The following is a 26,855-nucleotide window of genomic DNA, read 5'->3' as shown; positions in this document are numbered from 1 at the left end:
CTCAGGCCCCCACGGGGTGCCAGACCGTCTTCGTCTCCAGGAACGCGAGCAGCCGCTCCGTGCCGGGGTCCGCGCTCCAGTCGGCGGCGCCGTCGCCGGGCCGTACGACCCGCTTCAGGTTGTCGGCCGCCGCCACCTCCAGCTCCGTCGCCAGCTCCGCGTCTCCCGCCGCGCCCGCGAGGTCGATCGCGTTGACGTCTTGGTGCGCCGCGAGCGGGGCCGCCAGCTCGCGCGTACGGCCCGCGAGGACGTTCACCACCCCGCCCGGCACGTCGGAGGTGGCCAGCACCTCGGCCAGCGCGAGCGCCGGGAGGGGACGGTCCTCGGACGCGACGACGACCGCCGTGTTGCCGGTGACGACGACCGGGGCCAGCACCGAGACCAGACCCAGGAACGAGGACTCCTGGGGGGCCAGCACCGCGACCACGCCCGTGGGCTCGGGCGAGGAGAGGTTGAAGTAGGGGCCAGCGACGGGGTTGGCTGACCCGGCGATCTGCGCGACCTTGTCCGACCAGCCCGCGTACCAGACCCAGCGGTCGACGGCCGCGTCCACCTGGGCCGCCGCCCTGGCCCGAGACAGGCCCTCGGCCGCCGCGACCTCCGCCGTGAACTGCTCGCGGCGGCCCTCCAGCATCTCCGCGACGCGGTAGAGGACCTGGCCGCGGTTGTAGGCCGTCGCGCCCGACCAGCCGCCGAACGCCTTGCGGGCCGCCGACACCGCGTCCCGCGCGTCCTTGCGGGAGGACAGCGGCGCGTTGGCCAGCCATGTGCCCTTGGAGTCGGTCACCTCGTACACCCGCCCGCTCTCGGACCGGGGGAACTTGCCCCCGACGTACAGCTTGTAGGTCTTGAAGACCGGCAGTCGCTCAGCGCGCTCGGACGCGCGCTCAGATTTGCGCTCAGACTTTCGCTCAGACATCGAGGTAGCCCTCCAGACCGTGACGGCCGCCCTCGCGGCCCGAACCCGACTCCTTGTAGCCGCCGAAGGGGGAGGCCGGATCGAACTTGTTGAACGTGTTGGACCAGACGACCCCGGCCCGCAGCTCCCGCGCCATCTTGAGCATCCGCGAGCCCTTCTCCGTCCACACGCCGGCGGACAGGCCGTACGGGGTGTTGTTGGCCTTGGCCACGGCCTCGTCCGGGGTGCGGAAGGTGAGGACGGACAGCACGGGGCCGAAGATCTCCTCGCGCGCGATCCGGTGCGCCTGGGTGACGCCCGTGAACAGCGTCGGCGCGAACCAGTAGCCGCTGGAGGGCAGTTCGCACGGCGCCGACCAGCGCTCCGCGCCCTCCGTCTCGCCGGAGTCGGCCAGCTCGCTGATCCGGGCGAGCTGCTCGGCGGAGTTGATGGCGCCGACGTCGGTGTTCTTGTCGAGCGGGTCGCCGACGCGCAGCGTCGACAGCCGCCGCTTGAGCGCGTCCAGCAGCTCCTCCTGCACCGACTCCTGCACCAGCAGCCGCGAACCGGCGCAGCAGACCTGGCCCTGGTTGAAGAAGATGCCGTTGACGATGCCCTCGACGGCCTGGTCGATGGGTGCGTCGTCGAAGACGATGTTGGCGCCCTTGCCGCCCAGTTCGAGGGTGACCTTCTTCCTGGTGCCCGCCGCCGTACGGGCGATCTCCTTGCCGACGGCCGTCGAGCCCGTGAACGCGATCTTGTCGATGTCCGGGTGCCCGACGAGCGCCGCGCCCGTCGCGCCGTCGCCCGTGACGATGTTGACGACGCCCCTGGGCAGCCCCGCCTGACGGCAGATGTCCGCGAAGAAGAGGGCGGAGAGCGGCGTCGTCTCGGCGGGCTTGAGCACCACGGTGTTGCCGGTGGCCAGCGCCGGGGCGATCTTCCAGGCCAGCATCAGGAGGGGGAAGTTCCACGGGATGACCTGGCCCGCGACGCCCAGCGGCCTGGGCTCTGGGCCGTAGCCCGCGTAGGCCAGTTTGTCGGCCCAGCCCGCGTAGTAGAAGAAGTGGGCCGCGACGAGCGGGAGGTCGCCGTCGCGCGTCTCGCGGATCGGCTTGCCGTTGTCCAGCGTCTCCAGGACCGCCAGCTCGCGCGAGCGCTCCTGGATGATGCGGGCGATGCGGAACAGGTACTTCGCGCGCTCGGCGCCCGGCAGCGCCGACCACGTCCCGAACGCCTTGCGGGCCGCCTTCACCGCGCGGTCGACGTCCTCGGCATTGGCCTGCGTGTACTCGGACAGCACCTCCTCGGTGGCGGGCGAGACGGTCTTGCGCAGACCGTCGCCCGTGCCCGTGCCCGAGCCGGTGCCCGTGCTCGTGCCCTCCGTGAACTCGCCGTCGATGAAGAGGCCGTAGCTCGGGGCGATGTCGACGACCGCGCGGGACTCCGGGGCCGGCGCGTACTCGAAAGCTGCCATGGGTCAGTCCACCGTCACGTAGTCGGGGCCGGAGTAGCGGCCGGTGCTCAGCTTCTGGCGCTGCATCAGCAGGTCGTTGAGGAGGCTGGAGGCGCCGAAGCGGAACAGCGCCGGGTCCAGCCAGGCGTCGTCCAGCGTCTCGTTCACCATCACCAGGTACTTGATCGCGTCCTTCGACGTCCGGATGCCTCCGGCGGGCTTCACGCCCACCCGGGTGCCCGTCGCCGCGTGGAAGTCCCGTACGGCCTCCAGCATCAGCAGCGTGTTGGGCGGCGTCGCGTTCACCGCGACCTTGCCCGTCGACGTCTTGATGAAGTCCGCGCCCGCGAGCATCGCCAGCCAGGAGGCGCGGCGGATGTTGTCGTACGTCGACAGCTCGCCGTTCTCGAAGATCACCTTCAGGTGCGCTGCCTCGCCGCCGTCGGCGCGACGGCAGGCGTCCTTGACGGCGGTGATCTCCTCGAAGACCTGCATATAGCGGCCGGCGAGGAACGCGCCCCGGTCGATCACCATGTCGACCTCGTCCGCGCCGGCGGCGACGGCGTCCCTGGTGTCGGCGAGCTTGACGGGCACGGAGGCGCGCCCGGCGGGGAAGGCTGTGGCCACGGACGCGACATGGATGCCGCTGCCCTCCAGCGCCTCCTTCGCGGTGGCCACCATGTCCGGGTACACGCAGATCGCGGCGACGCGGGGCACGGTGCGGTCGGTGGGGTCGGGACGCACGCCCTTGGCACAGAGCGCGCGCACCTTGCCGGGGGTGTCGGCGCCCTCCAGGGTGGTCAGGTCGATCATCGAGATGGCCAGGTCGATGGCGTACGCCTTGGCCGACGTCTTCACCGAGCGCGTGCCGAGGGTCGCGGCGCGGGCCTCGAGGCCGACCGCGTCGACGCCGGGCAGGCCGTGGAGATAGCGGCGCAACGCCGCGTCGGACGAGGTCACGTCCGCCAGTGCGGGAGCAGTAGGCATGGTCACCAGGGCAGCATATCTACACGCGTAGCGTCGTGCGTGTGCCCCGGAAACGGATCGATGCCGGACCGCAACGTCCGCCATGCGGACGTTCCGGCAGAATCGGCCCTATGACGAGCGAGTCCCGGCCGCCCGAGCGCGAGTCCGCATCCGAGCCTGAACCTGCGTCCGAGTCCGCGCCCGAGGGGGGACCCGTGAGTGCGGGCGGGCCCGTGAAGTACGAGGACCGCTGCTACCGCTCACCGGCCGGGATGGCCGGGGGCGCGCTGCTGCTCGCGCTGGGCGTGTGGCTCGGGGTGGACGGGGTGCTCAACGGCTCGGGCCGCACCCCCTGGGTCGCCCTCGCGGCGCTCCTGCTGATGGCCCCGCTGGTGATCGCGTTCACGCTGCGGCCCGCGGTGTACGCGGGGGACGAGCGGATGCGGGTGCGCAACCCCTTCCGCACCGTCACCGTGCCGTGGGGCGCGGTGGAGTCGGTGCGCTCCGGGTACTCCAGCGAGGTGCTGGCGGACGGCGGGAAGTACCAGCTCTGGGCGATCCCGGTCTCCCTGCGCGCCCGCAAGAAGGCGGCCCGCCACAACGAGAACGTCGCCGCTGGCCGCCCGCCCTCGCGCGGCTTCGGCCTCTTCGGGCCCGGCGCCCAGACGTCCCAGATCCACGACACCTCCGAGCGCCGCGCCCCCTCCGACCAGGCCATCGACGAACTCCGCGCCCTGGCCGAACGCCACGCCGAATCCGCCCCCGCCCAGGGCAGGGTCACGGTCCGCTGGGCCTACGAGATCCTCGCCCCGGCGCTGGTGGGTGCTGTGGCACTGGCGGTGCTGCTGGGCATGGGGTGACGGTCCGCTGACGCGGTGGGGGTGGGCGCTTCGGGTGGGCGCTTAACCCTTTGGAGTGGCGGTATAAGCGTTTCCTTTTACTCGCGGGCTCCTTATGCTGAAGTGCGGGGCATGATTTGGGAGATCACGGTTCATCCATCGGTTGAGAAGTGGCTGCTCAACCTGGCTTGAGGAGGATCCACACGGCGCGGATCTGGTGGAAGAGGCGATTGACCTGCTCGCCCGTGCGGGCCCTGTCCTGGGGCGGCCCTTAGCGGACCGGGTTCACGGAAGTCGTCTCCACAACCTCAAGGAGCTGCGCCCGGCGAGTTCGGGGAGCACGGAAGTCCGAATTCTCTTTGTCTTTGATCCGGAGCGGGAGGCGATCCTCTTGGTCAGTGGGGACAAGGCCGGGCGCTGGAGCCGCTGGTACGACGAGGCGATCCCGCTCGCCGAAGTGCGTTACGAGGCGTATCGCGCCCGTCGTAGGGCCGAGTCGGAGGAGGGCTGATGAGCGAGCACAGCAGTTGGGACGAGGTGAAGGGGCGGATGCGTGAGCGCTCCGCACCGGTGTCCGAGACGGAGTGGGAGTCCCGCAAGCAGGCGGCGCGGCTCGCGACGGAAGCGTATGTGCTGGGACACCACCTGCGAGAGCTGCGCGAGGAGCAGGGGCTGACACAAGCGCAGGTAGCGGCGTCCCTGGGCATCTCGCAGGCGCGGGTGTCGCAGGTCGAGCGCGGCGAGATCCACCAGCTGGAGACCATGTGCACCTACGCCGCCGCGCTCGGTGCGAAGGTGACGCTGGCTCTTGAGTACGAGGGGCGCGTGATCGGGGCCGCCTCGTGACGGCCGAAGAGTCCCAGGAGCCCGCTCTCCCGGAGCGAGGGGCCCAGGGCGGGCGGGGCCGCCCCGGCGCCTCGCCCGGGTGCCGGGTGACCATGTCGCGAATCCGCCAGCGCCGTGCTCCGCGCGCGGTCACGCTCGACGTATGCAGGCACAGCGGACAGCGCAAGCGCGGGCGAATCCACGGCGGGACGGCGTACGGGGCGGGACGGCGAGGGTGCACGCCGTCGTCGACAGTCCCTATGACCCCCTCACGCTGGTCGCGGCGGACGGGCATCTCGTCGGGCTGTACATGGTCGACCAGCGGCACCGGCCGGACGACAGCTCCTTCGGCGAGCGTGTGCGGTCCTGTGACGAGCCCGTGCTGGCCGAGACGGAGCGGCAGTTGGGGGAGTTCTTCGCGGGGGAGCGCGAGACGTTCGGCCTTCCGCTGAGGCCCGAGGGCACCGCCTTCCAGCAGCGGGTCTGGGCCGCGCTGGCCGAGATCCCGTACGGCCGCACCTGGACCTACGGCGAACTCGCCGCGCACATCGGCAGCCCGTCGGCCTCCCGCGCGGTGGGCCTCGCCAACGGCAAGAACCCGATCGGCGTGATCCTGCCCTGCCACCGCGTGGTCGGAGCCGACGGCAGCCTCACCGGTTACGGCGGCGGTCTGGAGCGCAAGCGGGCGCTGCTGCGGCACGAGGGCGCGCTGCCGTCCGGGGCGGCGGGCGCGAGGGGTGCGACGGGCGCGACGGAGCAGCAGATGCTGGCCTTCTGACGGTTCCGTTTCCGCGAGGGCGACCGTGCCCCCCCGCCACCGGAGCATCGCACCCGAGACCGTTCCGCCGGTGAGCGCGGCAGCAGTCGGTGAACCGCCGACGGCGGCCCGGGCCGTCAGGTCCGGGTCGGTGGTGCGGTCATCGCTGCCGTCAGGAATGTGATCGCCCAGCGCCGGGCCGCCTCGCCCGCTACGGGGGACGCGCAGCCGGGGGAGGGCCGCTGGTGGGCCTCAAGGCGGTCGACGGCCGTCACGGCGAGGATCCCCCGCATCCGGAACCGCAGCTCGTCCGGGGAAAGGCCGGGCAGTGCGCGTGCGAAGGCCGCGAGGTAGCGCTCGCGGACCGTGTCCTCGGCCGGTCCTGTCCAGCCGCGTGCCTCGTCGGCCGGGTCGCTGAGGATCGTCATGATCAGCCGGGATCTCCGGGCGCCGCCCTCGTCGCCCGCCGGCATCCCGTCGAACAGGGGCCCCGCGAATGCCTCCACCAGTTCGCCGACCGCTGGGTCGGGGGTCCTGGCGAGCAATGCGTCGAGCCCGGCGCACTGGGCGGCGTTGATGGGCTCGATCGCGCGGCGGGCGACCGCGGCCATCAGCTCCGCCTTCGAGCCGAAGTGGTAGCCGACGGCGGCCAGGTTCGCTCCGGCGAGTCCGGTGATCGCGCGGACCGAGGTGCCGCGGTATCCGTGCTCGGCGAAGAGGTGCTCGGCAGCGTCGAGGATCTGGGTGCGGGTGTCCGGGTTCGCCACGCGAGGGACTATATATATGTTTGAATAAAACGAACGTATGATTCAAACGGTCGTGTGAAAAAGTCCACGCGAAAGAACCCGTGTGAAAGAGGTCGGACATGAAGCTGCTCGTGTACGGCGCCGGAGTGCTCGGCAGCCTGTTCGCCGCCCGCATGCACGAGGCCGGTCACGATGTCTCGCTCCTCGCCCGGGGCGAGCGCCTGACCGCCCTGCGCCGGCACGGGGTGCGGCTTGCCGAGGAAGACGGCCCAGCCGTCAGGCGGGTACCGGTACCGGTGGTCGAGCATCCGGACGGCGCGTACGACCTGATCACCGTCTTCGTCCGCACCCACCAGGTGGACGCGGTGCTGGAATCGCTCGCCGGTGTCCAAGGTGACGTGCTGTTCCTCCTCAACTGGGCGGCCGGTGCGCAGCCGCTGGGCGCGGTGATCGGCCACGAGCGGGTGCTGCTCGGCTTCCCCGCGAACGGCGGCACGATGGACGGCGACGTGGTCCGCTACCGCAAGAGCAACCTCGTGACACGCCGGGTCGCGATGCCGGTCGGCGAGCCCGAAGGCCGCACCACCCCGCGGCTGGAGCGGATCGTGGAGACGTTCCGTAGCGCCGGGTTCAACGCCAGGGCCGAGCCGCGGATGGACGCCTGGCTCAGGACGCACGCCGCGTTCACGGCCCCGCTCGGGCAGGCGGCGCACCTGGCGGGCGGCCCGGTGGAGCTGGCCGCCGACCCGGACGCGGTCCGCGGCATGCTCCACCGCATACGGCAGAACCTCGCCGCGCTGGAGACGCCGCCGGTACCTCGCGCGTTCGCCGCGCTGCGGACCCTGCCGCAGGGGCTCCTCGTGGCCGTGCTCCGGCGCTTCCTGAAGAGCCCGACGGCCGTGCACAGCGGACTCAGCGACCTCTCGCCCGCCACGGCGGCCGAACTCGATCGGCTGGCCGGACAGCTCCGTGCCCCCGCGGGAGATCGCTGAGCCACCCAGGGCGGCGAGACCATCGCCGGGCGGCGCGCCGGCGGTACTGGCGCGACGCCAAAGGACGCTGACCCGAACGCCGACCCGGCGAGGCAGGGCCTCAGCGCACCCTCACAGCCCCGTCGCAGTCCGCAGGTCCGCCTTCACCTCCGCCAGGACCTCCGCCGCGCGGGCGCGGGCCCGTGCCAGACCGGCCGGATCCGCGACAGGGAGTACGACCTCCAGATAGCACTTGAGCTTCGGCTCCGTGCCGCTCGGCCTGACGACCACGCGCCCGGAGCCGACCTCCCCGCTCCCCGCGAGGTGGTAGCGCAGCCCGTCCGTCGGCGGGAGCGCTGGCGAGCCCGCGGTCAGGTCCTCGGCCGAGGCGACGGCGAGGCCCGCGAGGGAGGACGGGGCCCGTGAGCGCAGGCGCTCCATCGCCGCGCCGATCAGCGACAGGTCCTCGACGCGGACGGACAACTGGTCCGTCGCGTGCAGCCCGTACTCGACGGCGATGTCGTCCAGCAGACCGGAGAGCGTGCGGTCGGCCTGCTTCAGCTCGGCCGCCAGCTCGGCGACGAGCAGCGCGGCCGTGATGCCGTCCTTGTCGTTGACGCCGTCCGGATCGACGCAGTAGCCGAGGGCCTCCTCGTACGCGTAGCGCAGCTCCGGCACGCGCACCAGCCACTTGAAGCCGGTGAGGGTCTCCTCGTACGCGAGCCCACCGGCCCGCGCGATCTTGGACAGCAGCGACGAGGAGACGATCGTCGTCGCGAACGTGCCGCGCGCCCGCTTGTGCACGAGGTGCGTGGCGAGCAGCGCGCCGACCTCGTCGCCCCGCAGCATGCGCCAGCCGTCGGCCGCCTCCGCGTCGGGGACGGCGACGGCGCAGCGGTCCGCGTCGGGGTCGTTCGCGAGGACGAGGTCGGGCCGCACCTCGGCCTCGCGCGCGGTCGCGAAGGCGAGGCCCATCGCGCCGGGCTCCTCCGGGTTGGGGAACGCGACGGTGGGGAAGTCCGGGTCGGGCCCGGCCTGCTCGGGGGTGGCGACGGGGGCGGGGAAGCCCGCCCGTACGAACGCCTCGTGCACCGTCCGCGCGCCCACGCCGTGCAGCGCGGTGTGCACGGTGCGCAGGTCGCGCGGGGAGCCCTCGGTCAGTACGGCGCCGCTGCGCGCGAGGTACGCGTCGATCGTCTCGTCGCCGAGCACCTGCCAGCCGGAGCCGGGGCGCGGCACCCCGGACAGCGGTCCGACGGCCTCGATCGCGGCGGCGATCTCGGCGTCGGCTGGCGGGACGATCTGGGAGCCGTCGCCGAGGTAGACCTTGTAGCCGTTGTCGCGGGGCGGGTTGTGGCTCGCGGTGACCATGATGCCCGCGACGGCGCCCAGGTGCCGGATGGCGAAGGCCAGCACGGGCGTCGGCAGCGGCCCTGGCAGCAGCGCCGCGCGGAGCCCGGCGCCGGTCATCACGGCGGCGGTGTCCCGCGCGAAGTCGGCGCTCTTGTGGCGGGCGTCGTAGCCGATGACGACGAGGCCGCCGGCGTCGCCCTCGCCCTCGCCGCCTCCGTGGCCCTGGCCGCGCAGATAGGCGGCCAGCCCGGCCGCGGCGCGGATCACCACGCTCCGGTTCATCCGCATGGGGCCCGCGCCCAGCTCGCCCCGCAGTCCCGCGGTGCCGAACTGGAGCGTGCCGGAGAAGCGCGCGGTCAGCTCGTCGAGGTCGCCCGCCTCGATGAGCTTGGCCAGCTCCTCCCGGGTCTCCGGGTCAGGGTCCTCGGCCAGCCACGTGCGGGCACGCGCTGTCACGTCCTCGTGCACGGTTCGCTCCTGCCTGTCAGCCTCTGTCGGTCACGGTCACGGTTGCGGTGCTCGGGGTACTCGCGGTACTTCCATACTCGGCGCGGACGCCGCACGGGTTCCCTCAGACGCGCCCGAGTACCTGCGCCAGGAGCGTGCCCATCCGGGAGGCCGAGTCCCGGCCCGCCTGGAGGACCTCCTCGTGGTTGAGGGGTTCTCCCGTCATGCCGGCGGCGAGGTTCGTGACCAGCGAGATGCCGAGCACCTCCGCGCCCGCCTCGCGCGCCGCGATGGCCTCCAGGACGGTGGACATGCCCACCAGGTCACCGCCGATCGCCCTGACCATGCCGATCTCGGCCGGGGTCTCGTAGTGCGGCCCGGGGAACTGCACGTAGACGCCCTCTTCGAGGGACGGGTCGATCTCCTGGCAGAGGGCGCGCAGGCGCGGGGAGTAGAGGTCGGTGAGGTCGACGAAGTTGGCGCCGACGATGGGGGAGGTGGCGGTGAGGTTGATGTGATCGCTGATGAGGACCGGCTGCCCGGGGCGCATGCCCTCGCGCAGGCCGCCGCAGCCGTTGGTGAGGACGATCGTCTTGCAGCCCGCGGCCACGGCCGTGCGCACCCCGTGCGCGACGGCGGCGACGCCGCGTCCCTCGTAGTAGTGGGTGCGGCCGAGGAAGACGAGTGCGCGCTTGTCGCCCGCCCGGTACGAGCGGATCATGCCCGCGTGCCCGGCGACGGCGGGCGCCGGGAACCCCGGCAGATCCGTGACGGGGAACTCCTGCTCGGGCGTCCCGAGCGCGTCTGCGGCGGGCACCCAGCCGGAGCCCATGACCAGGGCGACGTCGTGGCTGTCCGTACCCGTCAGCTCGCGCAGCCGCGCCGCGGCGGCGTCGGCGGAACGGTGGGGGTCTTCGGCAATGTGTGCGGTGGCGGAAGCGTTCACGCGACGAAGGGTAGCCTGTTGTCGCCTACGCGCGTAGAAGGGCGGTCGAAGTCAAGGGGAAAGCACATGTCAGCGCGGTGATCGGCCGCTGACTCCTGTGCTTTCCCCCAGTCCCGCTGACCGGCTCGTCCGGGGAGGTCAGACCTCGTCGGTGACGAAGATGTCCTTGTCGTTGAAGACCTCGACGATGAAGATCAGCAGCCGCCCCATGGTCACCGTGTACTCGACGAGGATGTTCTGCGTGAGCCTGATGGTGCGGTCGTCGCCCGTCGCGCTTATGGGGCGGGACAGCTTCGGGAACGGGTCGCGCGCGAGCAGGGCGACGCCTTTGTCGAAGGCGGCCCGCTGCTGATCGTCCAGCCGGTCCCTCGCGGCTGCCGCCTGCTCGGTGAAATACACCTGGTACGTGGGCATCGTGCTCTCCCCTCAGGGCCTCCCGGCCCCGTCCGGGCACAAGTCTAGGGCCGTCGCGCGAGGCGCGCGGGCCGTCGGAGGCAGTGGTCGGCGGGGGTGGTCGGCAGATGGTCAGCAGGGGCGCTTGCGCAGCTCCATGACGTAGTCGTGGGGCGCTCCGGCCGACTCCGCCGCGTCCGCGATGTCGCCGAGATAGCGGGCCGCCGGCAGGCCGCCCTCGTACCCGTTCAGGACGTAGCACCAGGCGGCCTCGTCCCCGTCGAGCGTGTGCACGCGCAGCCGGGCCCGGCGGTAGATGCCCATGCCGACGCCCTCCCAGCGGTCCATCGAGTCCTCGTCCATGGGCGCGATGTCGTACAGGGAGACGAACGTCTGCGACACCGGTGCCTCGACCACGGTGGCCAGCGCCCCCTCCCAGCCCATCTGCTCGCCCCCGAACGTCAGCCGCCACCCGGAGACCCAGCCCGTGCCGCGCAGCGGGGAATGGGGGGCGCGGCGTGCCATGAGCCGTGCGTCGAGATTGACCGCGTAGGCGGCGTAGAGCGACATAGGCACGAGGGTACGGGAGGGACGTCCGGGACTCAGGGGGACAGAAGCCCCGAACGGAGGGGGCGGGCGGGTGGCGGCGCGGCGGGTGCGGGACACTGGAGTATGTGACTCGGATCGTGATCATTGGTGGCGGACCCGGCGGCTACGAGGCGGCGCTTGTCGCGGCCCAGCTCGGAGCGGAGGTGACCGTCGTCGACTGCGACGGTCTCGGCGGCGCTTCGGTGCTCACCGACTGCGTGCCGTCGAAGACCCTCATCGCCACCGCCGAGGTCATGACGAACTTCGACTCCTCTTACGAGGAGCTCGGCATCCGCGTCGAGGACAGCACCCACGACCCCAATGACCCGGCCCGCGTCGTCGGCGTGGACCTCGGCAAGGTCAACCGCAGGGTGAAGCGGCTCGCGCTCGCCCAGTCCCACGACATCACCGCCTCGGTCACCCGTGCGGGCGCGCGGGTCATGCGGGGCCGTGGCCGCCTGGAGCCCGCGCAGGCGCCTGACGGTTCGCGCCAGGTCGTGGTCACCGTCGCGGACGGCACGGAGGAGCGGCTGACGGCCGACGCGGTGCTGATCTCGACGGGCGGCCACCCCCGCGAGATCCCGGACGCGCGGCCCGACGGCGAGCGCATCCTCAACTGGACGCAGCTCTACGACCTCGACGAGCTGCCCGACGAGCTGATCGTCGTCGGCTCCGGTGTCACGGGCGCGGAGTTCGCCGGCGCGTACCAGGCACTGGGCTCGCAGGTCACCCTCGTCTCCTCGCGCGACAGGGTGCTGCCCGGCGAGGACGCCGACGCGGCGGCCGTGCTGGAGGACGTCTTCCGGCGGCGCGGCATGAACGTCATGAGCCGCTCCCGCGCCTCCTCCGCGAAGCGGGTGGGGGACCGGGTCGAGGTCACGCTCCAGGACGGGCGCACCATCACGGGCTCGCACTGCCTCGTCGCGGTCGGCGCCGTCCCCAACACGACGGACATGGGCCTGGAAGAGGCCGGGGTACGGCTCAAGGACTCCGGGCACGTCTGGACGGACAAGGTCTCGCGCACCTCGGCACCCGGTGTCTACGCGGCCGGTGACTGCACGGGCGTCTTCGCGCTCGCCTCGGTCGCGGCCATGCAGGGCCGCATCGCGATGTACCACTTCCTGGGCGACGCGGTCACCCCGCTCAACCTGAAGGCCGTCTCCGCGAACATCTTCACCGACCCCGAGATCGCCACCGTCGGCTACAGCCAGGCCGACGTCGAGGCGGGCGTCATAGACGCGCGCGTCGTGAAGCTGCCGCTGCTGCGCAATCCGCGCGCCAAGATGCAGGGCATCAGGGACGGTTTCGTGAAGCTGTTCTGCCGTCCGGGCACGGGGATCGTCGTGGGCGGTGTCGTCGTCGCGCCCCGCGCGAGCGAGCTGATCCATCCGATCTCGATCGCGGTGGACAACAATCTGACCGTCGAACAGATCGCTAACGCGTTCACCGTGTACCCCTCCCTGACCGGCTCGATCGCCGAGGTGGCGCGGCAGTTGCACACGAGGAAGACCGCGGAAGAGGGCTGATGGGGGCCGATCAGGGCTGACGAGGGCCGATCGGCGCTGATCACGGGCCCGCCCGCCGGGCAGGCGGGCCACCGGATGACGCTTCTATACCACGCTGGGCGCTCTGGTACGAACAACTTCTGTTAATCGGCGCAAACCGCTGAAAGCAGACGGACATTGGCGTTACTGTCAGTTTCGTGTTCGCTGCGGAACGTCGTCAATTGATCCTCGAAATGGTGCGCGCGAACGGAGCCGTATCGCTCCGTGAGCTCGCACGCGTCGTCCAGACCTCCGAAGTGACCGTCCGACGTGACGTACGGGCGCTGGAGGCAGAAGGGTTGCTCGACCGCCGGCACGGCGGCGCCGTCCTCCCCGGTGGCTTCACCAGGGAGTCCGGCTTTCCCCAGAAATCCCACCTATCGACCGCGGAGAAGACGGCCATCGCCGATCTCGCCTCGGGACTCGTCGAAGAGGGCGAGGCGATCGTCGTCGGAGCGGGGACGACCACACAGGAACTGGCACGCAGGCTCGCCCGGGTGCCGGGGCTGACGGTGGTCACCAACTCGCTGCTCGTCGCCCAGGCCCTGGCACACGCCAACCGGGTCGAGGTCGTCATGACCGGCGGCACCCTCCGGGGCTCCAACTACGCGCTGGTGGGCAGCGGAGCCGAGCAGTCGCTCCAGGGGCTCCGCGTCTCCCGCGCCTTCCTCTCCGGAAGCGGCCTCACGGCCGAACGCGGTCTCTCCACGTCCAACATGCTCTCCGCGAGCGTCGACCGTGCGCTGGTCCAGGCCGCCACGGAAGTCGTCGTCCTCGCCGACCACACCAAGCTGGGCTCGGACACCATGTTCCAGACGGTGCCGACGGACGTCATCACCCGGCTGGTGACCGACGAGCCGCCCCCGCACGACGACCGTGCCGCGACGGAGTTGCAGGCCCTGGCGGACCAGGGCGTGCAGATCACCGTCGCGGGCCCCGCCGCGGGCGGCCCCGACGGGGTCGCGGGCTCGGGGGGCGCGCAGGGCGGTGCCACCGCGCACGGGCAGCACGGGCAGCACGGGCAGGGCCGCCGGGACATGCCGCTGCCAGGGCAGCGGCGCAACCACCAGCAGGGCGCGGGCGGCTCCCCGCCGTCGCCGCCCCAACTGCGCAGCGCCTCCGGGGGCCTCGCGGACGGGGGGCAGGGGCGCGTGGCCGATCTGGCGCCGCGGCGCCGATAGCGGCCGGCGGCGGATAGCGGCTGGAGGATGGCGGAGGCCCGGCGCCGAGGCGCCGGGCCGCGCTGTACGGGGCTCCCGGAGTCGTCCGGGGGCCCCGGGGGTCAGTCCTTGATCTGGCAGATCACGGTGCCCGCGGAGAGCGAGCCGCCGATCTCGGCGCTGAGGTCCTTCACGGTCCCGGAGCGGTGCGCGTTCAGCGGCTGCTCCATCTTCATGGCCTCCAGGACGACGATGAGTTCGCCCTCCTCGACCTGCTGGCCCTCCTCGACGGCCACCTTGACGATGGTGCCCTGCATCGGCGAGGCCAGCTCGTCGCCCGAGGCGCCGGAACCGGACTTCTTGGCCGCCTTGCGCTTGGGCTTCTTCGCCGCGCCGTTGGCCGCCGGGGCCGCCGAGACACCCAGCGACGAGGGCAGCGAGACCTCCAGGCGCTTGCCGCCGACCTCCACGACGACGGTCTCGCGCCCGCCCTCGTCCTCGTCGGCCTCGGCACCGGTGCCCGCGAAGGGCTTGATCTCGTTGTGGAACTCCGTCTCGATCCACCGGGTGTGGACGTCGAAGGGCTCGCCCTCGCGGCCGTGGACCTCCGGCGCGAACGCCGGGTCCTTCACCACGACCCGGTGGAAGGGGATGGCCGTGGCCATGCCCTCGACGGTGAACTCGTCCAGGGCGCGGGCCGCGCGCTGGAGCGCCTGCTGACGGGTGGCGCCGGTGACGATGAGCTTGGCCAGCAGCGAGTCCCAGGCCGGGCCGATGACGCTGCCCGACTCCACGCCCGCGTCCAGCCGGACACCGGGGCCCGACGGCGGCGCGAAGGTGGTCACGGTGCCGGGCGCGGGGAGGAAGTTGCGGCCCGGGTCCTCGCCGTTGATGCGGAATTCGAAGGAGTGGCCGCGCATCGGCGGGTCGCTGTAGCCCAGCTCCTCGCCGTCGGCGATCCGGAACATCTCCCTGACCAGGTCGAGGCCCGTGACCTCCTCGGTGACCGGGTGCTCGACCTGGAGGCGTGTGTTGACCTCCAGGAAGGAGATCGTGCCGTCCTGGCCCACCAGGAACTCGCAGGTCCCGGCGCCCTCATAGCCCGCCTCGGAGAGGATGGCCTTGGAGGCGCGGTACAGCTCGGCGTTCTGCTCCTCGCTCAGGAACGGGGCCGGGGCCTCCTCCACCAGCTTCTGGTGGCGGCGCTGGAGCGAGCAGTCACGGGTGGAGACGACCACGACGTTGCCGTGCTTGTCGGCAAGGCACTGGGTCTCCACGTGCCGGGGGCGGTCGAGATAGCGCTCGACGAAGCACTCGCCGCGGCCGAAGGCGGCCACGGCCTCGCGGACCGCGGAGTCGTACAGCTCCGGGACCTCCTCCAGCGTGCGGGCGACCTTCAGGCCGCGACCGCCGCCGCCGAAGGCGGCCTTGATGGCGATGGGCAGGCCGTGCTCCTCGGCGAACGCGACGACCTCCTCGGACCCGGAGACCGGGTCCTTGGTCCCCGCGACCAGGGGTGCGCCCGCGCGCTGGGCGATGTGGCGCGCGGCGACCTTGTCGCCCAGGTCGCGGATCGCCTGCGGGGGCGGCCCGATCCAGGTGAGCCCGGCGTCCAGGACGGCCTGGGCGAAGTCGGCGTTCTCGGAGAGGAACCCGTAGCCGGGGTGGATGGCGTCGGCGCCGGACTCGGCGGCGGCCTTGAGTACCTTCTCGACATCCAGGTAGCTGGCTGCGGGAGTGTCACCGCCCAGGGCGTATGCCTCGTCGGCGACGCGCACGTGCAGCGCGTCCCGGTCGGGCTCCGCGTAGACGGCGACGCTCGCGATACCCGCGTCCCGGCAGGCGCGGGCGACGCGGACTGCGATCTCGCCGCGGTTGGCGATGAGCACCTTGCGCACGATGACTCCCTACTTGGCGCTGCGCCGCAACAGTTGACGCTGCGATTTTAGGTACTGGCGACACCGGACGCCGAGTCGCCTTGGGGGGTGAGCTTGCCCACAGAGGCGGTGATCCGCGGGTGCGGAAACTGCCACCGACCCTGTTGTTCCACGGTACGCCGGGTTTCGCCGCTTGCTCACCGAACCCCGGATGTGGGCAACGTCTCTGTAGGTGGACACCGGGACCGCCCGCGCATTTTTGTGGGATTCCTACGAAGTAGAGGGGGAAACTTTGCTTCGCGTCGATCCCCTTGCCGAGCCTCATACCCGTAAGTAGCGTTCGGCCTGCTGTACGACGTACTCGCGGTAACGAGCGGAAGTGGGTGGCGGGGTGGTGCTCAGACGTCCGGTGGCGGCGGTCGCGGCGCTGGTGCTGGTGCTGGAGGCGGCGGGGATCGTGCTGCTCAATCTCGTCCTCGGCCTGGTCGTTGACGATCAGGACATGTCCCTCGCCGGTCTCGACCCCCGCGCGATGAGCGTGTCGGCCTGGATAGCGGGGTGCCTGTTCGGAGCCTATCTGCTGCTCTGCGCGGCGATCCTGCTGACCATGGCCGCGCGGGACAGGCCGCCGAAGAGCTTCTTCCGCATCGTCCTCATCAGCTGCGCCGTGGTGCAGGGCCTGCTCGGGGCCGCGTCCGTGGGGCTCGTGGGGTGGGCCGCCTTCTTCTTCATGATGCTGTCGCTCGCGCTGATCGTGTGGTCGCTGGTCAGCTACGGCGACGGCGCGGGCCAGGGCTCGCGCGGCGCGGACGGGACGGCGGGCTCCGGTTCCGGTCCGGGTTCCGATTCCGGTTCCGGCGCGGGGCCCGAGCCCATGGGCCCGAGCCCCGAACCCTCGGCCTCCTGACCTTTCTGACGGACCTTCGGCCCGGACCCTCGCGGTCCGGGCCTCGTCGCGTCAGCAGCAGTGGCCGCCCTCGCGGGGGTCGGCGTCGCGCCGGTCGGTGCGGCGGCGCTCGAACTCGCCGCGCGTGAGCACCCGCGCGTGCGGATCCTCGGCGCGGGCGCGGGCCGCGTAACGCTCGTAGGCGTGCTCGCCGTTCAGCTCGCGCACGTACCAGAGCGCCCACGCGACGGCGTGCCGCAGCCGCGCCCGGACACCGGCGCCGGCGGGGAGCCGCGGCGCGGCGCCCGGCACGGGTGGGGTGCGACGGCCGGGGCCGTGTCCGGTACGGCGGCCTCCGGTGCCGGGCTCCTCGCGTCCTTCGCGCCCTTCGCGGCGCTTACGGCCGGTGCGCGACGCCGACGACCTCGCACCCGGCACCGAGGGCGTGCCCGCACCGGGCGCGTGGGGCGGCTCGTACGCGCCGGACCCGTCGGAGCGGCCGGAGCCACCGGAGCCGGAGGCGCCACGCCTGCGGGGCCAGATCACGGCGCCCCGCCGGAACCGGAACCGTCACCCGTCGCGGAACCCGTTCCCGCCCCCACGAGCGCGTCCTCGCGCTCGCCCTCGCGCGTCACGCGCCGCTCCTCCGCCGTCGGGAACATCCCCGAGGGCGCCGTCAGCCTGGACTCCACGTAGGCGTCCTCGTGCGTCGGGAGCGAGCCCCCGTTGCGCAGCGCCTTCACGCAGACGCGGGCGCACGCCAGGAAGATGACGATCGTCAGCGCGGCGAAGACGGCGGACAGCGTGCCCGTGACGGTGGAGTTGTGGACGACGGTCTCCATGTCGGAGAGCGACTTGGCCGGGGCCAGTACCTTCCCGTCGGCCAGCGCGTCCTGGTACTTGGCGCGCTGCGCGAAGAAGCCCACGGCGGGGTCGGACGAGAAGACCTTCTGCCAGCTCGCCGTCATCGTCACGGCCAGCGCCCAGGCCAGCGGCGCGCCCGTCACCCAGGCCCACTTGAGCCGCCCGGACTTGATCAGCAGCGTGGTGCAGATGGTCAGGGCGATGGAGGCGAGGAGCTGGTTCGCCGTGCCGAAGAGCGGGAAGAGCTGGTTGATTCCGCCGAGTGGGTCGGTGACGCCGACCCACAGGAAGTAGCCCCAGGCGAGGACGACGAGCGCCGAGGTGATCCAGATGCCGGGCTTCCACTCCTTGTCGCGGAAGCGCGGCAGGAAGTTGCCGAAGGTGTCCTGGAGCATGAAGCGCCCGACGCGGGTGGCGGCGTCGACGGCGGTGAGGATGAACAGCGCCTCGAACATGATGGCGAAGTGGTACCAGAAGGACATCATGCCGTCGCTGCCGAACGCCTTGGCGAGGATCACCGCCATGCCGACGGCCAGCGTCGGAGCGCCGCCCGTGCGCGCGACAAGGCTCTCCTCGCCGACCGCGTCCGCCATCGACCGGAGCTGGTCCGGGCTGATGTGGAAGCCGAAGCCCTGCACGGCCTGCGAGGCGGACTGGAGGCTGTCGCCGAGCACGCCTGCGGGCGCGTTCATGGCGTAGTAGAGGCCCGGGTCGATCACGCAGGCGGCGACCAGCGCCATGATGGCCACGAAGGACTCCATCAGCATGGAGCCGTAGCCGATCAGCGGGACCTGGCCCTCCTTCTCGATCATCTTCGGGGTGGTCCCGGAGGAGATCAGGGCGTGGAACCCTGAGAGCGCGCCGCAGGCGATCGTGATGAACGCGAACGGGAAGAGCGACCCCGCGAAGACCGGCCCGTTGCCCTCGCGCGCGAAGTGGGTGAGGGGGTCGGCCGCGAGGTCGGGGTTGGCCATCAGCACGCCGACGGCGAGCAGGATGATCGTGCCGACCTTCATGAAGGTGGAGAGGTAGTCGCGGGGCGCGAGCAGCATCCAGACGGGCAGCACGGACGCGACGAACCCGTACACGACGAGGCAGACGACCAGCGTCTTCGGCGACAGGACGAACGCGTCGCCCCACGGCGCCTCGGCCACCCAGCGCCCGCTGACGATGGCGAGCAGCAGCAGCGCGACGCCGATCAGCGAGACCTCGGTGATCCGGCCAGGGCGCAGCCAGCGCAGATAGACGCCCATGAAGAAGGCGATCGGGATGGTCATCGCGATGGAGAAGGTGCCCCAGGCGGACTCGGCGAGGGACTGCACGACGATGAGCGCCAGCACCGCGAGGATGATGATCATGATGGCGAACACGGCGATCAGCGCGGCGATTCCGCCGACCCTGCCGATCTCGTCCCGCGCGATCTGCCCGAGCGACTTGCCGTCGCGGCGCATCGAGAAGAAGAGGACGACCATGTCCTGGACGGCGCCCGCGAAGATCACGCCGACGACGATCCAGATCGTGCCCGGCAGATAGCCCATCTGGGCCGCGAGCACGGGCCCTACGAGGGGTCCGGCGCCCGCGATGGCCGCGAAGTGGTGGCCGAAGAGGACGCGTCGGTCGGTGGGGTGGAAGTCGACGCCGTCGTCGTGCCGTTCGGCCGGGGTCGCGCGGCTGTCGTCGGTCCGCAGGACCTTGCGGGCGAGGAAGCGGGCGTAGAAGCGCTGCGCGATGAGGTACGAGCCCACCGCGGCGGCGACGACCCAGATCGCGGAGATCTTCTCGCCCCGGGAGAGCGCGAGTACGGCCCAGCCCGTGGCGCCGAGCGCGGCGACACAGATCCAGGCGGCGATGCGTAGGGGGGAGAACTTGGACACTCCGTCGTGCCTTGCCTTTCCACAGGATGTTGCATGCAGGGGCCAGCGACGATGCTAACCAGCCACGACGGAGTAAAAGATCTCGATTGAGTGTCGTTATGTCCAAGTCGGAGCGGTGGAGGCGCGGGGCCTCACGCCCAGAGGCTGGTCACCGGAATGTCCAGTTCCGCGAGGAGCTTGCGCAGCAGCGGCATGGAGAGGCCGAGGACGTTGCCGTGGTCGCCCTCGATGCCCTCGACGAAGGGCGCCGACCGGCCGTCGAGCGTGAACGCGCCCGCGACGTGCAGCGGTTCGCCCGAGGCGACGTACGCCGCGACCTCGGCGTCCGTCGGCTCCCCGAAGTGCACCGTGGTGGAGGCGGTGGCCGAGGCGCGGGTGCCGTGGAGGGTGTCGATCACGCAGTGCCCCGTCTGGAGCACCCCGGAACGCCCGCGCATCGCCTTCCAGCGCGCCGTGGCCTCCTCGGCGTCGGCGGGCTTGCCCAGCGCCTGCCCGTCCAGCTCCAGCACCGAGTCGCAGCCGACGACGAGAGCACCGGCCGCCTCCGCGCGACCGGCCACCGCTGTCGCCTTCGCCTCGGCGAGCACGAGGGCCAGCTCGGCCGGTGTGGGCGCGTCGAGCGCGTCCTCGTCGACCCCGCTGACGACCACCTCGGGCGCGAGCCCGGCCTGCCGGAGCAGCCCGAGCCGGGCGGGCGAGGCGGAGGCGAGGACGAGACGGCGGGCGGGCGCTGTGGCGCCGGGGAGCTGAGAGGTCATGGCCGCCATCGTAAGGAGCCGGGGCGGGAGGCCGGGTGCGGACCCGGACGGACTCGGTGCGCGTATCAGCGGACCGAGGAGAGCAGGAGCACGATCACGACGGCCACCGGGAGCAGCCAGGTCAGACGCCGCAGCATCGACTGGGCGGTACGCAGCTCCTCCGGCGGCTCGTCGCGGGGGTCGGACCAGAGCATGCCTTCCATGCTCCGCCCGTCGGGGACGGGAACGCCTGAGTACGGGTACTCAACTCGGCCGCTCCCTCCAGCCTCCTCGTTCCCGCTGTCCTCCCTCGTCCGTCGCGCCCCGCACGCGGGTGCGGCTACGGCAACCGGACCATGCCGCCCTCGTCGTCCGTCACGAGGTGGAGCGGAGCAGCGTGGGGCGGGGCGTGTGGTGCGCGGGATGCGCCGTTACGGTGCTGTGTGCGCCCGTGGCGACTGGCAGGTAACCGGTGGGCCGGGTTGTGAACCGGGGTGTCGAGAGAGTCGGGGGAGGGTCCAGCGGTGGTGGCGAGCGAGTTCGGGGATCTGGACGTCAGCGAGAAGTCCCTGAAGGCCATCACCAAGGGGCTGCGCGCCGCGATCGGTGAGCTGAAGGAACTGGACGGCTTCGCCTCGGAGTCGGCTTCCCTGCGGGGCGCCGGGTTCAGCAGCATGGCCATGACGGGCCTGGAGGCGGGCGACGGCGCGCTGGCCGACTCCTTCGAGGGCTTCTGCGAGCGCTGGGAGTGGGGGGTGCGGGCGCTGGTCGGCGAGGCCAACGTCCTGGCGGAGAAGCTGGGCCTGGCCGCCGGCATGGTGTGGGAGCAGGACGCGTACTGGGCGGGCACCTGGAAGGTGGGCCTCAACTCGCTGGTGGGCAACCCGTACGCGAGCGAGGACGACGTGGCCGGGCAGAGCTACAGCGCCATCATCGAGCCCGACGCGCCCGAGACCCCCGCGCAGCAGAAGGCGGCGCTCAGCGCGATGGGCCAGGAGTGGAAGGACACGGGCCGCAGCCTCAGCAGCGAGGGCCTGGGCGGGGCCCGTACGGACTTCGTGCTGGACCGCGCCGGGATCCCCGAGGAGGCGCGGGAGCGGGCGCTGGACGACACGTTCGGGCCCTCGCCCGAGGACCGGGCCCGGCAGCAAGGGGATGAGCAGGGGGCCGAGCGGGAGGGCGACGGCTGATGGGCCTGGGGGACTTCACGCCTGACTGGCTGGAGGACGGCGCGGAGAAGGGTGCCGAGATGCTCGGCACGGCCGTCGACCGCGGCACGGACTACGTCGCCGACCGCTTCGACGAAGCGGGCGCGCCCGAGGGCGCGACGAACTGGCTGCGCGACAAGGGCGACGCCGCCGCCAACCGGCTGGGCGCGCAGGTCGGCGAGGCGCGACTGGGGGAGACCGAGGACCCGAAGAAGCTGATCCACGGCAGCGTGAGCACGCTGCGCGCGAACGCGTCGCATCTGAAAGACTTCCAGAAGGCGTTCGAGAAGGTCGCCGCAGGACTGAAGGGGCTGGACTCCGAGCATCTGCGGGGCAAGGCGGCGGACGCGTTCCGGGAGAAGGTCGCCGTCGAGCCGAAGAAGTGGCACAAGGCGGCGGACGCCTGCGAGAAGGCGGCCAAGGCGCTGGACGACTTCGCCGGGACCGTCGACTGGGCGCAGGGGCAGGCGCGGGAGGCGCTGGCGAAGTACCGGAAGGCGAAGGCGGCGTCGGACGCGCACGCGGAGAAGGTCAAGACCTATCAGGACTCGGTCGACTACGGCCTCAAGGGCGACGAACTCCCCGACAAACCGGCCGACAGCGATCCGGGCGCCTCCGGCATGCAGGCCGCGCAGGCCCTCCTCGACGAGGCACGGCGACAGCGCGACGAGGCCGCGAGCACCGCCCGTACGGCCGTCGACGCGGCCAGGGACGCGGCGCCGCCGAAGCCGCCGGACAGCATGCAGCTCGACTCGGGCCTGGACGGGCTGAAGACGGACGCCTCGTTCGCGGCGGGCGGCCTCATACGCGGCACGGCGGGCCTCGCGAACTTCGCGCGCGGCCTGAACCCGCAGGACCCGTACAACATGACGCACCCCGGCGCGTACGTCATGAACCTGAACAGCACCGTGACCGGGCTGGTCCGGATGAGCAACGACCCGGTCGGCACGGGCAAGGCGATGTGGGACGGGTTCCGCGAGAACCCCACCGAGTTCACCGCCCGGCTGATCCCCGAGGCGCTGGGTTCCAAGGGGATGGGGCTGGCCCGCAAGGGGCTGGGGGCTGCGCGGAGGGCTCCGCACGAGCACTCTCCGGGCGAGGACACGCGGGCACGTGACGACCTGGACCGCGACGGCCCGCAGGAGCACAAGACCGAGAACAAGGACAGGTGCTCCGACGACACCGACCCGGTGGACCTGGCCACGGGGAAGATGTATCTGCCGCAGACCGACGTGGCCCTGCCGGGCACGCTGCCGCTGGTCTTCCGCCGGCAGGTGGAGTCCGGCTACCGCGCGGGCCGCTGGTTCGGGCCCTCCTGGGCCAGCACCGTCGACCAGCGCCTGGAGATCGACGCCGAGGGCGTCGTCCTCGTCACCGAGGACGGCCTCCTGCTGCCCTACCCCCATCCGGCGCCCGGTGTGCCGACGCTGCCGGAGAGCGGCCCGCGCAGGCCGCTCGCGATCGACGCCGACGGCGACTATCTGCTGACCGATCCCGAGAGCGGCCACACCCGGCACTTCACGGGCCCGGCCGCGTCCGGTCCTGGCGGCGACGGAGTCGCGCCGCTGGAGGAGATCTCCGACCGCAACGGCAACCGGATCACCTTCGAGTACGCGCCCGACGGCGCCCCCTCCCGTATCGCCCACTCGGGCGGCTATGAACTCGCCGTCACCACGGACAACGGCCGCGTCACGGCCCTGAGCCTGGTAGGCGCGGGACCGGGGAGTACGGGTCCGGAGGGCGCGGGGCCGGAGGGCACGGATCAGCTCATCAAGCGGTACGGCTACGACGAGCGCGGCAACCTCACCGGCGTCGTGAACTCCTCCGGGCTGCCGCTGCGTTTCGCGTACGACGAGGAACGCCGGATCACCTCGTGGACCGACACGAACGACCGGCGCTACGACTACGTCTACGACGACCGTCACCGCGTCGTCGCGGAGGGCGGCACGGACGGGCACCTCCAGGTCCGTATCGCCTACGAGGACCCCGACGCGGCCACCGGACACCGCGTCACCACGCTGACCACGGCACGCGGCAACACCACCCGGTACCTCATCAACCGCGCCTGCCAGGTCGTCGCCGTCACCGACGCGCTCGGACACACGGTCCGCACGGAGAGCGACCGGCACGGACGGCTCCTGTCCCGTACCGACGCGCTGGGCCGGGTCACGCGCGTCGAACGGGACGGGGAGGGCCGTCCTGTCCGGGTGACGCGTCCGGACGGACGCGCGAGGGAGGTCGCCTACGGGGAACGGGGCCTGCCGGTCCGGGTCGTGGAGGCGGACGGCGCGCGGTGGGAGTTCGCGTACGACGGGCGGGGCAACCGGGTGGCCGTCACCGACCCGGCGGGGTGCGTGACGCGGTACGGGTACGACGCGCGCGGCCACCTGGCCTCGGTGACGGACGCGCTGGGCGCCGTGACGCGGGTGCGGTGCGACGCGGCGGGGCTGCCGGTGGCGGTGACGGAGCCGGGCGGGGAGGTGACGCGGTACGAGCGGGACGCGTTCGGACGGCCCGTCGTGATCACCGACCCGGTGGGCGCGGCGACGCGGCTGGAGTGGACGGTGGAGGGGCGGCTCGCGCGGCGTACGGGGCCTGACGGGGCGAGCGAGTCGTGGGCGTACGACGGGGAGGGCAACCGCGTCCGCCACGTCGACGCGGTCGGGGGCGTGACGTCGTACGAGTACACGCACTTCGACCTGCTGGCGGCACGGACGGGCCCGGACGGGGTGCGGTACGCGTTCACGCACGACGCGGAACTGCGCCTGACGCGGGTCACCGATCCGCACGGGCTGAGCTGGGACTACGCGTACGACGCGGCCGGACGCCTGGTGTCGGAGTCGGACTTCGACGACCGCGAGGTGATGTACGGCTACGACGCTGCGGGCCAGTTGGAGTCCCGTACCAACCCGTTGGGCCAGACGGTGGCTTTCGAGCGGGACGTGCTGGGCCAGGTGGTGCGCAAGGACGCGGACGGCGCGGTGACGACGTTCGGCTACGACCCCGCGGGACGGCTGCTGCACGCGATGGGCCCGGACGCGGAGGTGATGTGGCAGCGGGACCGGCTGGGGCGGATCAAGGCCGAGGTGGTCAACGGCCGCGCGACGACGTACGCCTGGGACGCGGTGGGCCGCCGGACGCGACGGGTGACGCCCACGGGCGCCGTCGCGGAGACGACGTACGACTCCTCCGGCAACCGGACCTCGCTGACCACGGGCGGGCGCACCGTGGACTTCACGCGGGACGCGGCGGGGCGCGAGGTCGGGCGCCGGGTCGGGGACGCGGTCCAGTTCGCGCAGGTGTGGGACCCGGCCGGACGCCTGAGCGCCCAGACGGTCACCGGCGGCCCTTCGGCCGCCACGATCCAGCACCGCGCCTGGACCTACCGCGCGGACGGTCACCTGGTGGGGGTGGAGGACGCGCTGAACGGGCCGCGCGTCTTCGACCTCGACGCGGCGGGGCGGGTGACCGGGGTGCGGGCGCAGGACTGGACGGAGTCCTACGCGTACGACGAGACGGGCAACCAGACCCGTGCCGCCTGGCCCGCCGCCCACCCGGGGGCCGAGGCCCAGGGCACCCGCACCTACACCGGCACACGCCTGCGCACGGCCGGGGCGCTGCGCTACGAGCACGACGCGGCAGGGCGGGTGGTCCTGCGGCAGAAGTCCCGCCTGTCGAAGAAGCCGGACACCTGGCGCTACACCTGGGACGCGGAGGACCACCTCACCTCGGTGACCACTCCGGACGGCACCGTCTGGCGCTACACGTACGACCCGCTGGGCCGCCGCATCGCGAAGCACTCCGCGACAGAACGCGTCGACTTCACCTGGGACGGCCCCACCCTGGCCGAACAGACCACGACAGGGCCCGGCCTGCCCGACCCGGTGACGCTGACCTGGGACCACGACGGCCTGCGCCCCCTGGCCCAGACGGAACGCCTCACGGACGCCACGTCCCAGACCGAGATCGACTCCCGCTTCTTCGCCATCGTCACGGACCTGGTCGGCACCCCGACGGAACTGGTAGACGAATCCGGCACCCTCGCCTGGCGCACCCGCACCACCCTGTGGGGCACCACCACCTGGACCACCAACGCCACCACCTACACCCCCCTCCGCTTCCCGGGCCAGTACTTCGATCCGGGCACTTTACTAGCCGGGGATAGGGCCTGAGCTGCGGAAACGGCAGTTTTAGCGGCCCTATCCCCGTGCATCATTGATTCCTGTTCGTCTCCTGTCTGTGATCGTCCCGTGATGTGACGGGCGGGGGAAGCAGGTCACGCAGTCGGTTCACGAGGTCCGGCGGGGGACGCCGGATGTCGTCGAGCCAGCTACGGACGAAGGCTTCACGGGTATGGCTGTCGGCTTTCGGCTTGGCCTTGCGGGCCGGGGGCGTCACTCCTTGCGTACTCATGCGTCCGCCTCCCAGGAAGCAGCGCCCAATTCTTCCCGAGCGACCTCACGGTTGATGACAAGGTCCTCGGCAATTCCGGCCGCGAGGAGGGCAGCGCCGGGGGAGTGACCGGAGCCGACGAAGCGCCAAGAGGCTTCGGTAACGGTGTCCGCCTCGTCCGTCTCCCTTCCTTCGAGGGTGCGCAGATGCTCCGCACGTTCGGCACGCAGTGCGGCGTACGTGGTGGAGTAGCGACGGGACTTGGTCAGCACGTGCCCCCGGTAGCCGAGCGTGTGAGCCGACGCGCGCAGCCGAAGGTGCGCGAGTTCCGCCAGGCCGCCCAGACGCCAGCAGGTGCCCATCAGGGCCCGTGTGTGACGGCTGACGGCTGACGACTGGATGTCGGCGTACCGCGTGACCCTGGCATCCAGGCCCGCCCCGGTATCGGCCGCACTCTTCGAGACGTACTTGGCCACGTACGCCGCGACCTTCGCATCTGACAGGTCGTCACCCTCGGCGAAGGAGCGGACGGGCTGGATATCGACCCGCTCCCCCCACGTGCAGCGTTCGGTTCCGTACGCAGCGGATTCCGGCACGGTCACGAAGCTGTGTGCGGCAGCATGGGCCACCGCTTGTGTGAGCAGTTCCCCGCTCGCCCAGGACGGTGCAGGCGAGCCCGGACCCTCCGGACCGTCGAGGCGTACGACCGCGTGGAAGTGCACGGCCGCCCGTTGCTGGAACTCGGCCACCTTGGCGAAGGAGACCACCACGTGTTCACCGAGCCGGGAACGCGGCACCCCACCGGCCGAGGCGAGGTGACGCCGTACCGCAGTGGTGAAGCGGTCCCACAGCCGCCCGGCGTGCGCGTGCCACAGCACATGCCCCGTGAAGTCGTAGCAGGCCCCGCACAGCGGCGCACCGGCCAACGGGTCCCCCTCGGCGTGGACCAGGCCGCAGCCCAGCGGCACACCGTGCTCGCACACCCCGCCACCCCGGCCCAGGCGGCACGGCCCGCCCTCGGTCACACGGTGGACACGGCCGAAGCTCGGGGCGGTCAGGGTGACGAACAGCCGGGGCCGCTCACGCACCGACTCCGGCACGCTCTTGCCCCCGGACAGGCCCGCCCGC

At 72.0% G+C, this 26,855-nt stretch carries 24 protein-coding genes; 10 read left to right on the top strand and 14 right to left on the bottom strand.

From position 1 onward, the window contains the following. Position 1 precedes the first annotated feature (1 nt). Genes ACYVOO_RS16290 through deoC form a run of 3 tightly spaced genes read right to left on the bottom strand, consistent with a single transcriptional unit; the run spans position 2 to position 3,341 of the window. Entirely contained in the window at positions 2 to 919 is a 918-nt protein-coding gene (locus tag ACYVOO_RS16290) for an aldehyde dehydrogenase family protein (protein ID WP_461016358.1), read from the bottom strand. Beyond that, positions 912 to 2,375, bottom strand: a complete 1,464-nt coding sequence (locus ACYVOO_RS16285; RefSeq protein WP_461016357.1) for an aldehyde dehydrogenase family protein — start codon at positions 2,373 to 2,375, stop codon at positions 912 to 914. Before ACYVOO_RS16285 ends, ACYVOO_RS16290 begins: the two co-directional genes overlap by 8 nt. Positions 2,376 to 2,378: 3 nt before the next feature. Next, positions 2,379 to 3,341 carry a deoxyribose-phosphate aldolase gene (gene deoC / locus ACYVOO_RS16280; RefSeq protein ID WP_461016433.1) on the bottom strand — a complete coding sequence of 321 codons (963 nt, stop codon included), beginning with the start codon at positions 3,339 to 3,341 and terminating at the stop codon, positions 2,379 to 2,381. Between the two features lie 110 nt (positions 3,342 to 3,451). Here deoC and ACYVOO_RS16275 point away from each other — a divergent pair, with 110 nt between their 5' ends. The 4 genes from ACYVOO_RS16275 (at position 3,452) to ACYVOO_RS16260 (ending at position 5,762) form a co-directional block, all read left to right on the top strand. Next, positions 3,452 to 4,180 (top strand): PH domain-containing protein, encoded by a 729-nt coding sequence (locus ACYVOO_RS16275; RefSeq protein WP_461016356.1) that lies wholly within the window; start codon positions 3,452 to 3,454, stop codon positions 4,178 to 4,180. A 196-nt stretch (positions 4,181 to 4,376) separates the two neighbouring features. After that, positions 4,377 to 4,670, top strand: coding sequence for a type II toxin-antitoxin system RelE/ParE family toxin (locus ACYVOO_RS16270; protein WP_461016355.1), 294 nt, complete (start codon positions 4,377 to 4,379; stop codon positions 4,668 to 4,670). Beyond that, positions 4,670 to 5,005 (top strand): helix-turn-helix domain-containing protein, encoded by a 336-nt coding sequence (locus ACYVOO_RS16265; protein WP_461016354.1) that lies wholly within the window; start codon positions 4,670 to 4,672, stop codon positions 5,003 to 5,005. The genes ACYVOO_RS16270 and ACYVOO_RS16265 overlap by 1 nt, the downstream gene beginning before the upstream one ends. A gap of 142 nt (positions 5,006 to 5,147) precedes the next feature. Next, positions 5,148 to 5,762 (top strand): methylated-DNA--[protein]-cysteine S-methyltransferase, encoded by a 615-nt coding sequence (locus ACYVOO_RS16260; protein WP_461016353.1) that lies wholly within the window; start codon positions 5,148 to 5,150, stop codon positions 5,760 to 5,762. A gap of 116 nt (positions 5,763 to 5,878) precedes the next feature. On the opposite strand, the gene ACYVOO_RS16255 is transcribed toward ACYVOO_RS16260, so the two are convergent. Then, the gene (locus ACYVOO_RS16255; RefSeq protein ID WP_461016352.1) at positions 5,879 to 6,508 is read right to left on the bottom strand and encodes a TetR/AcrR family transcriptional regulator; all 630 of its coding nucleotides are present in this window, start codon (positions 6,506 to 6,508) and stop codon (positions 5,879 to 5,881) included. Between the two features lie 98 nt (positions 6,509 to 6,606). Here ACYVOO_RS16255 and ACYVOO_RS16250 point away from each other — a divergent pair, with 98 nt between their 5' ends. After that, entirely contained in the window at positions 6,607 to 7,479 is an 873-nt protein-coding gene (locus ACYVOO_RS16250; RefSeq protein WP_461016351.1) for a ketopantoate reductase family protein, read from the top strand. Positions 7,480 to 7,590: 111 nt separating this feature from the next. Here the strand turns inward: ACYVOO_RS16250 and ACYVOO_RS16245 are convergent, their stop codons facing one another. From ACYVOO_RS16245 to ACYVOO_RS16230, 4 genes are all read right to left on the bottom strand, one after another. Beyond that, positions 7,591 to 9,279 carry a phospho-sugar mutase gene (locus tag ACYVOO_RS16245; protein WP_461016350.1) on the bottom strand — a complete coding sequence of 563 codons (1,689 nt, stop codon included), beginning with the start codon at positions 9,277 to 9,279 and terminating at the stop codon, positions 7,591 to 7,593. 103 nt (positions 9,280 to 9,382) lie between these two features. Continuing rightward, positions 9,383 to 10,204 (bottom strand): purine-nucleoside phosphorylase, encoded by an 822-nt coding sequence (locus ACYVOO_RS16240; protein WP_453347906.1) that lies wholly within the window; start codon positions 10,202 to 10,204, stop codon positions 9,383 to 9,385. Positions 10,205 to 10,342: 138 nt separating this feature from the next. Next, the gene (locus tag ACYVOO_RS16235) at positions 10,343 to 10,618 is read right to left on the bottom strand and encodes a type II toxin-antitoxin system RelE family toxin (RefSeq protein WP_461016349.1); all 276 of its coding nucleotides are present in this window, start codon (positions 10,616 to 10,618) and stop codon (positions 10,343 to 10,345) included. Positions 10,619 to 10,729: 111 nt separating this feature from the next. After that, positions 10,730 to 11,167, bottom strand: a complete 438-nt coding sequence (locus ACYVOO_RS16230; protein ID WP_461016348.1) for a gamma-glutamylcyclotransferase — start codon at positions 11,165 to 11,167, stop codon at positions 10,730 to 10,732. A gap of 95 nt (positions 11,168 to 11,262) precedes the next feature. On the opposite strand from ACYVOO_RS16230, the gene ACYVOO_RS16225 reads away from it, so the two are divergent. Beyond that, positions 11,263 to 12,711, top strand: a complete 1,449-nt coding sequence (locus tag ACYVOO_RS16225; RefSeq protein WP_453348004.1) for an NAD(P)H-quinone dehydrogenase — start codon at positions 11,263 to 11,265, stop codon at positions 12,709 to 12,711. A gap of 212 nt (positions 12,712 to 12,923) precedes the next feature. Continuing rightward, on the top strand, positions 12,924 to 13,910 hold the full coding sequence (locus ACYVOO_RS16220; RefSeq protein ID WP_461016432.1) for a DeoR/GlpR family DNA-binding transcription regulator: 987 nt from the start codon (positions 12,924 to 12,926) through the stop codon (positions 13,908 to 13,910). Between the two features lie 101 nt (positions 13,911 to 14,011). Here the strand turns inward: ACYVOO_RS16220 and ACYVOO_RS16215 are convergent, their stop codons facing one another. Then, positions 14,012 to 15,787: an acetyl/propionyl/methylcrotonyl-CoA carboxylase subunit alpha gene (locus ACYVOO_RS16215; RefSeq protein WP_461016347.1), complete on the bottom strand. Its 1,776-nt coding sequence runs from the start codon at positions 15,785 to 15,787 to the stop codon at positions 14,012 to 14,014. A 370-nt stretch (positions 15,788 to 16,157) separates the two neighbouring features. Here ACYVOO_RS16215 and ACYVOO_RS16210 point away from each other — a divergent pair, with 370 nt between their 5' ends. Next, positions 16,158 to 16,673, top strand: coding sequence for a hypothetical protein (locus ACYVOO_RS16210; RefSeq protein WP_461016346.1), 516 nt, complete (start codon positions 16,158 to 16,160; stop codon positions 16,671 to 16,673). 51 nt (positions 16,674 to 16,724) lie between these two features. Here ACYVOO_RS16210 and ACYVOO_RS16205 read toward each other — a convergent pair whose 3' ends face one another. From ACYVOO_RS16205 to mmpB, 4 genes are all read right to left on the bottom strand, one after another. After that, complete coding sequence (locus tag ACYVOO_RS16205) at positions 16,725 to 17,198, bottom strand: CstA-like transporter-associated (seleno)protein (protein ID WP_461016345.1); 474 nt, start codon at positions 17,196 to 17,198, stop codon at positions 16,725 to 16,727. After that, the gene (locus ACYVOO_RS16200; protein WP_461016344.1) at positions 17,195 to 19,390 is read right to left on the bottom strand and encodes a carbon starvation CstA family protein; all 2,196 of its coding nucleotides are present in this window, start codon (positions 19,388 to 19,390) and stop codon (positions 17,195 to 17,197) included. The genes ACYVOO_RS16205 and ACYVOO_RS16200 overlap by 4 nt, the downstream gene beginning before the upstream one ends. A 131-nt stretch (positions 19,391 to 19,521) precedes the next feature. Next, entirely contained in the window at positions 19,522 to 20,157 is a 636-nt protein-coding gene (locus ACYVOO_RS16195) for a Maf family protein (RefSeq protein WP_461016343.1), read from the bottom strand. 56 nt (positions 20,158 to 20,213) lie between these two features. Then, positions 20,214 to 20,342 (bottom strand): morphogenic membrane protein MmpB, encoded by a 129-nt coding sequence (mmpB, locus tag ACYVOO_RS16190; RefSeq protein WP_461016342.1) that lies wholly within the window; start codon positions 20,340 to 20,342, stop codon positions 20,214 to 20,216. Between the two features lie 309 nt (positions 20,343 to 20,651). On the opposite strand from mmpB, the gene ACYVOO_RS16185 reads away from it, so the two are divergent. Together ACYVOO_RS16185 and ACYVOO_RS16180 are read left to right on the top strand one after the other, a co-directional pair. Beyond that, positions 20,652 to 21,317: a hypothetical protein gene (locus tag ACYVOO_RS16185; RefSeq protein ID WP_461016341.1), complete on the top strand. Its 666-nt coding sequence runs from the start codon at positions 20,652 to 20,654 to the stop codon at positions 21,315 to 21,317. Next, positions 21,317 to 25,507, top strand: a complete 4,191-nt coding sequence (locus ACYVOO_RS16180; protein ID WP_461016340.1) for a putative T7SS-secreted protein — start codon at positions 21,317 to 21,319, stop codon at positions 25,505 to 25,507. Before ACYVOO_RS16185 ends, ACYVOO_RS16180 begins: the two co-directional genes overlap by 1 nt. 237 nt (positions 25,508 to 25,744) lie before the next feature. Here the strand turns inward: ACYVOO_RS16180 and ACYVOO_RS16175 are convergent. After that, a partial coding sequence (locus tag ACYVOO_RS16175; protein ID WP_461016339.1) for a replication initiator occupies positions 25,745 to 26,855 on the bottom strand: 1,111 nt, incomplete at its 5' end.

It is taken from the genome of Streptomyces daliensis, assembly GCF_054782395.1.
This window is presented reverse-complemented; position numbering and strand designations above follow the sequence as displayed.

What these genes read in the sequence shown, in the direction of transcription:
- ACYVOO_RS16290 (WP_461016358.1), bottom strand. Translation starts at nt 919, where the DNA reads ATGTCTGAGCGAAAGTCTGAGCGCAAATCTGAGCGCGCGTCCGAGCGC.
- ACYVOO_RS16285 (WP_461016357.1), bottom strand. Translation starts at nt 2,375, where the DNA reads ATGGCAGCTTTCGAGTACGCGCCGGCCCCGGAGTCCCGCGCGGTCGTC.
- deoC (WP_461016433.1), bottom strand. Translation starts at nt 3,341, where the DNA reads ATGCCTACTGCTCCCGCACTGGCGGACGTGACCTCGTCCGACGCGGCG.
- ACYVOO_RS16275 (WP_461016356.1), top strand. Translation starts at nt 3,452, where the DNA reads ATGACGAGCGAGTCCCGGCCGCCCGAGCGCGAGTCCGCATCCGAGCCT.
- ACYVOO_RS16265 (WP_461016354.1), top strand. Translation starts at nt 4,670, where the DNA reads ATGAGCGAGCACAGCAGTTGGGACGAGGTGAAGGGGCGGATGCGTGAG.
- ACYVOO_RS16260 (WP_461016353.1), top strand. Translation starts at nt 5,148, where the DNA reads ATGCAGGCACAGCGGACAGCGCAAGCGCGGGCGAATCCACGGCGGGAC.
- ACYVOO_RS16250 (WP_461016351.1), top strand. Translation starts at nt 6,607, where the DNA reads ATGAAGCTGCTCGTGTACGGCGCCGGAGTGCTCGGCAGCCTGTTCGCC.
- ACYVOO_RS16235 (WP_461016349.1), bottom strand. Translation starts at nt 10,618, where the DNA reads ATGCCCACGTACCAGGTGTATTTCACCGAGCAGGCGGCAGCCGCGAGG.
- ACYVOO_RS16230 (WP_461016348.1), bottom strand. Translation starts at nt 11,167, where the DNA reads ATGTCGCTCTACGCCGCCTACGCGGTCAATCTCGACGCACGGCTCATG.
- ACYVOO_RS16220 (WP_461016432.1), top strand. Translation starts at nt 12,924, where the DNA reads ATGGTGCGCGCGAACGGAGCCGTATCGCTCCGTGAGCTCGCACGCGTC.
- ACYVOO_RS16195 (WP_461016343.1), bottom strand. Translation starts at nt 20,157, where the DNA reads ATGGCGGCCATGACCTCTCAGCTCCCCGGCGCCACAGCGCCCGCCCGC.
- mmpB (WP_461016342.1), bottom strand. Translation starts at nt 20,342, where the DNA reads ATGCTCTGGTCCGACCCCCGCGACGAGCCGCCGGAGGAGCTGCGTACC.
- ACYVOO_RS16180 (WP_461016340.1), top strand. Translation starts at nt 21,317, where the DNA reads ATGGGCCTGGGGGACTTCACGCCTGACTGGCTGGAGGACGGCGCGGAG.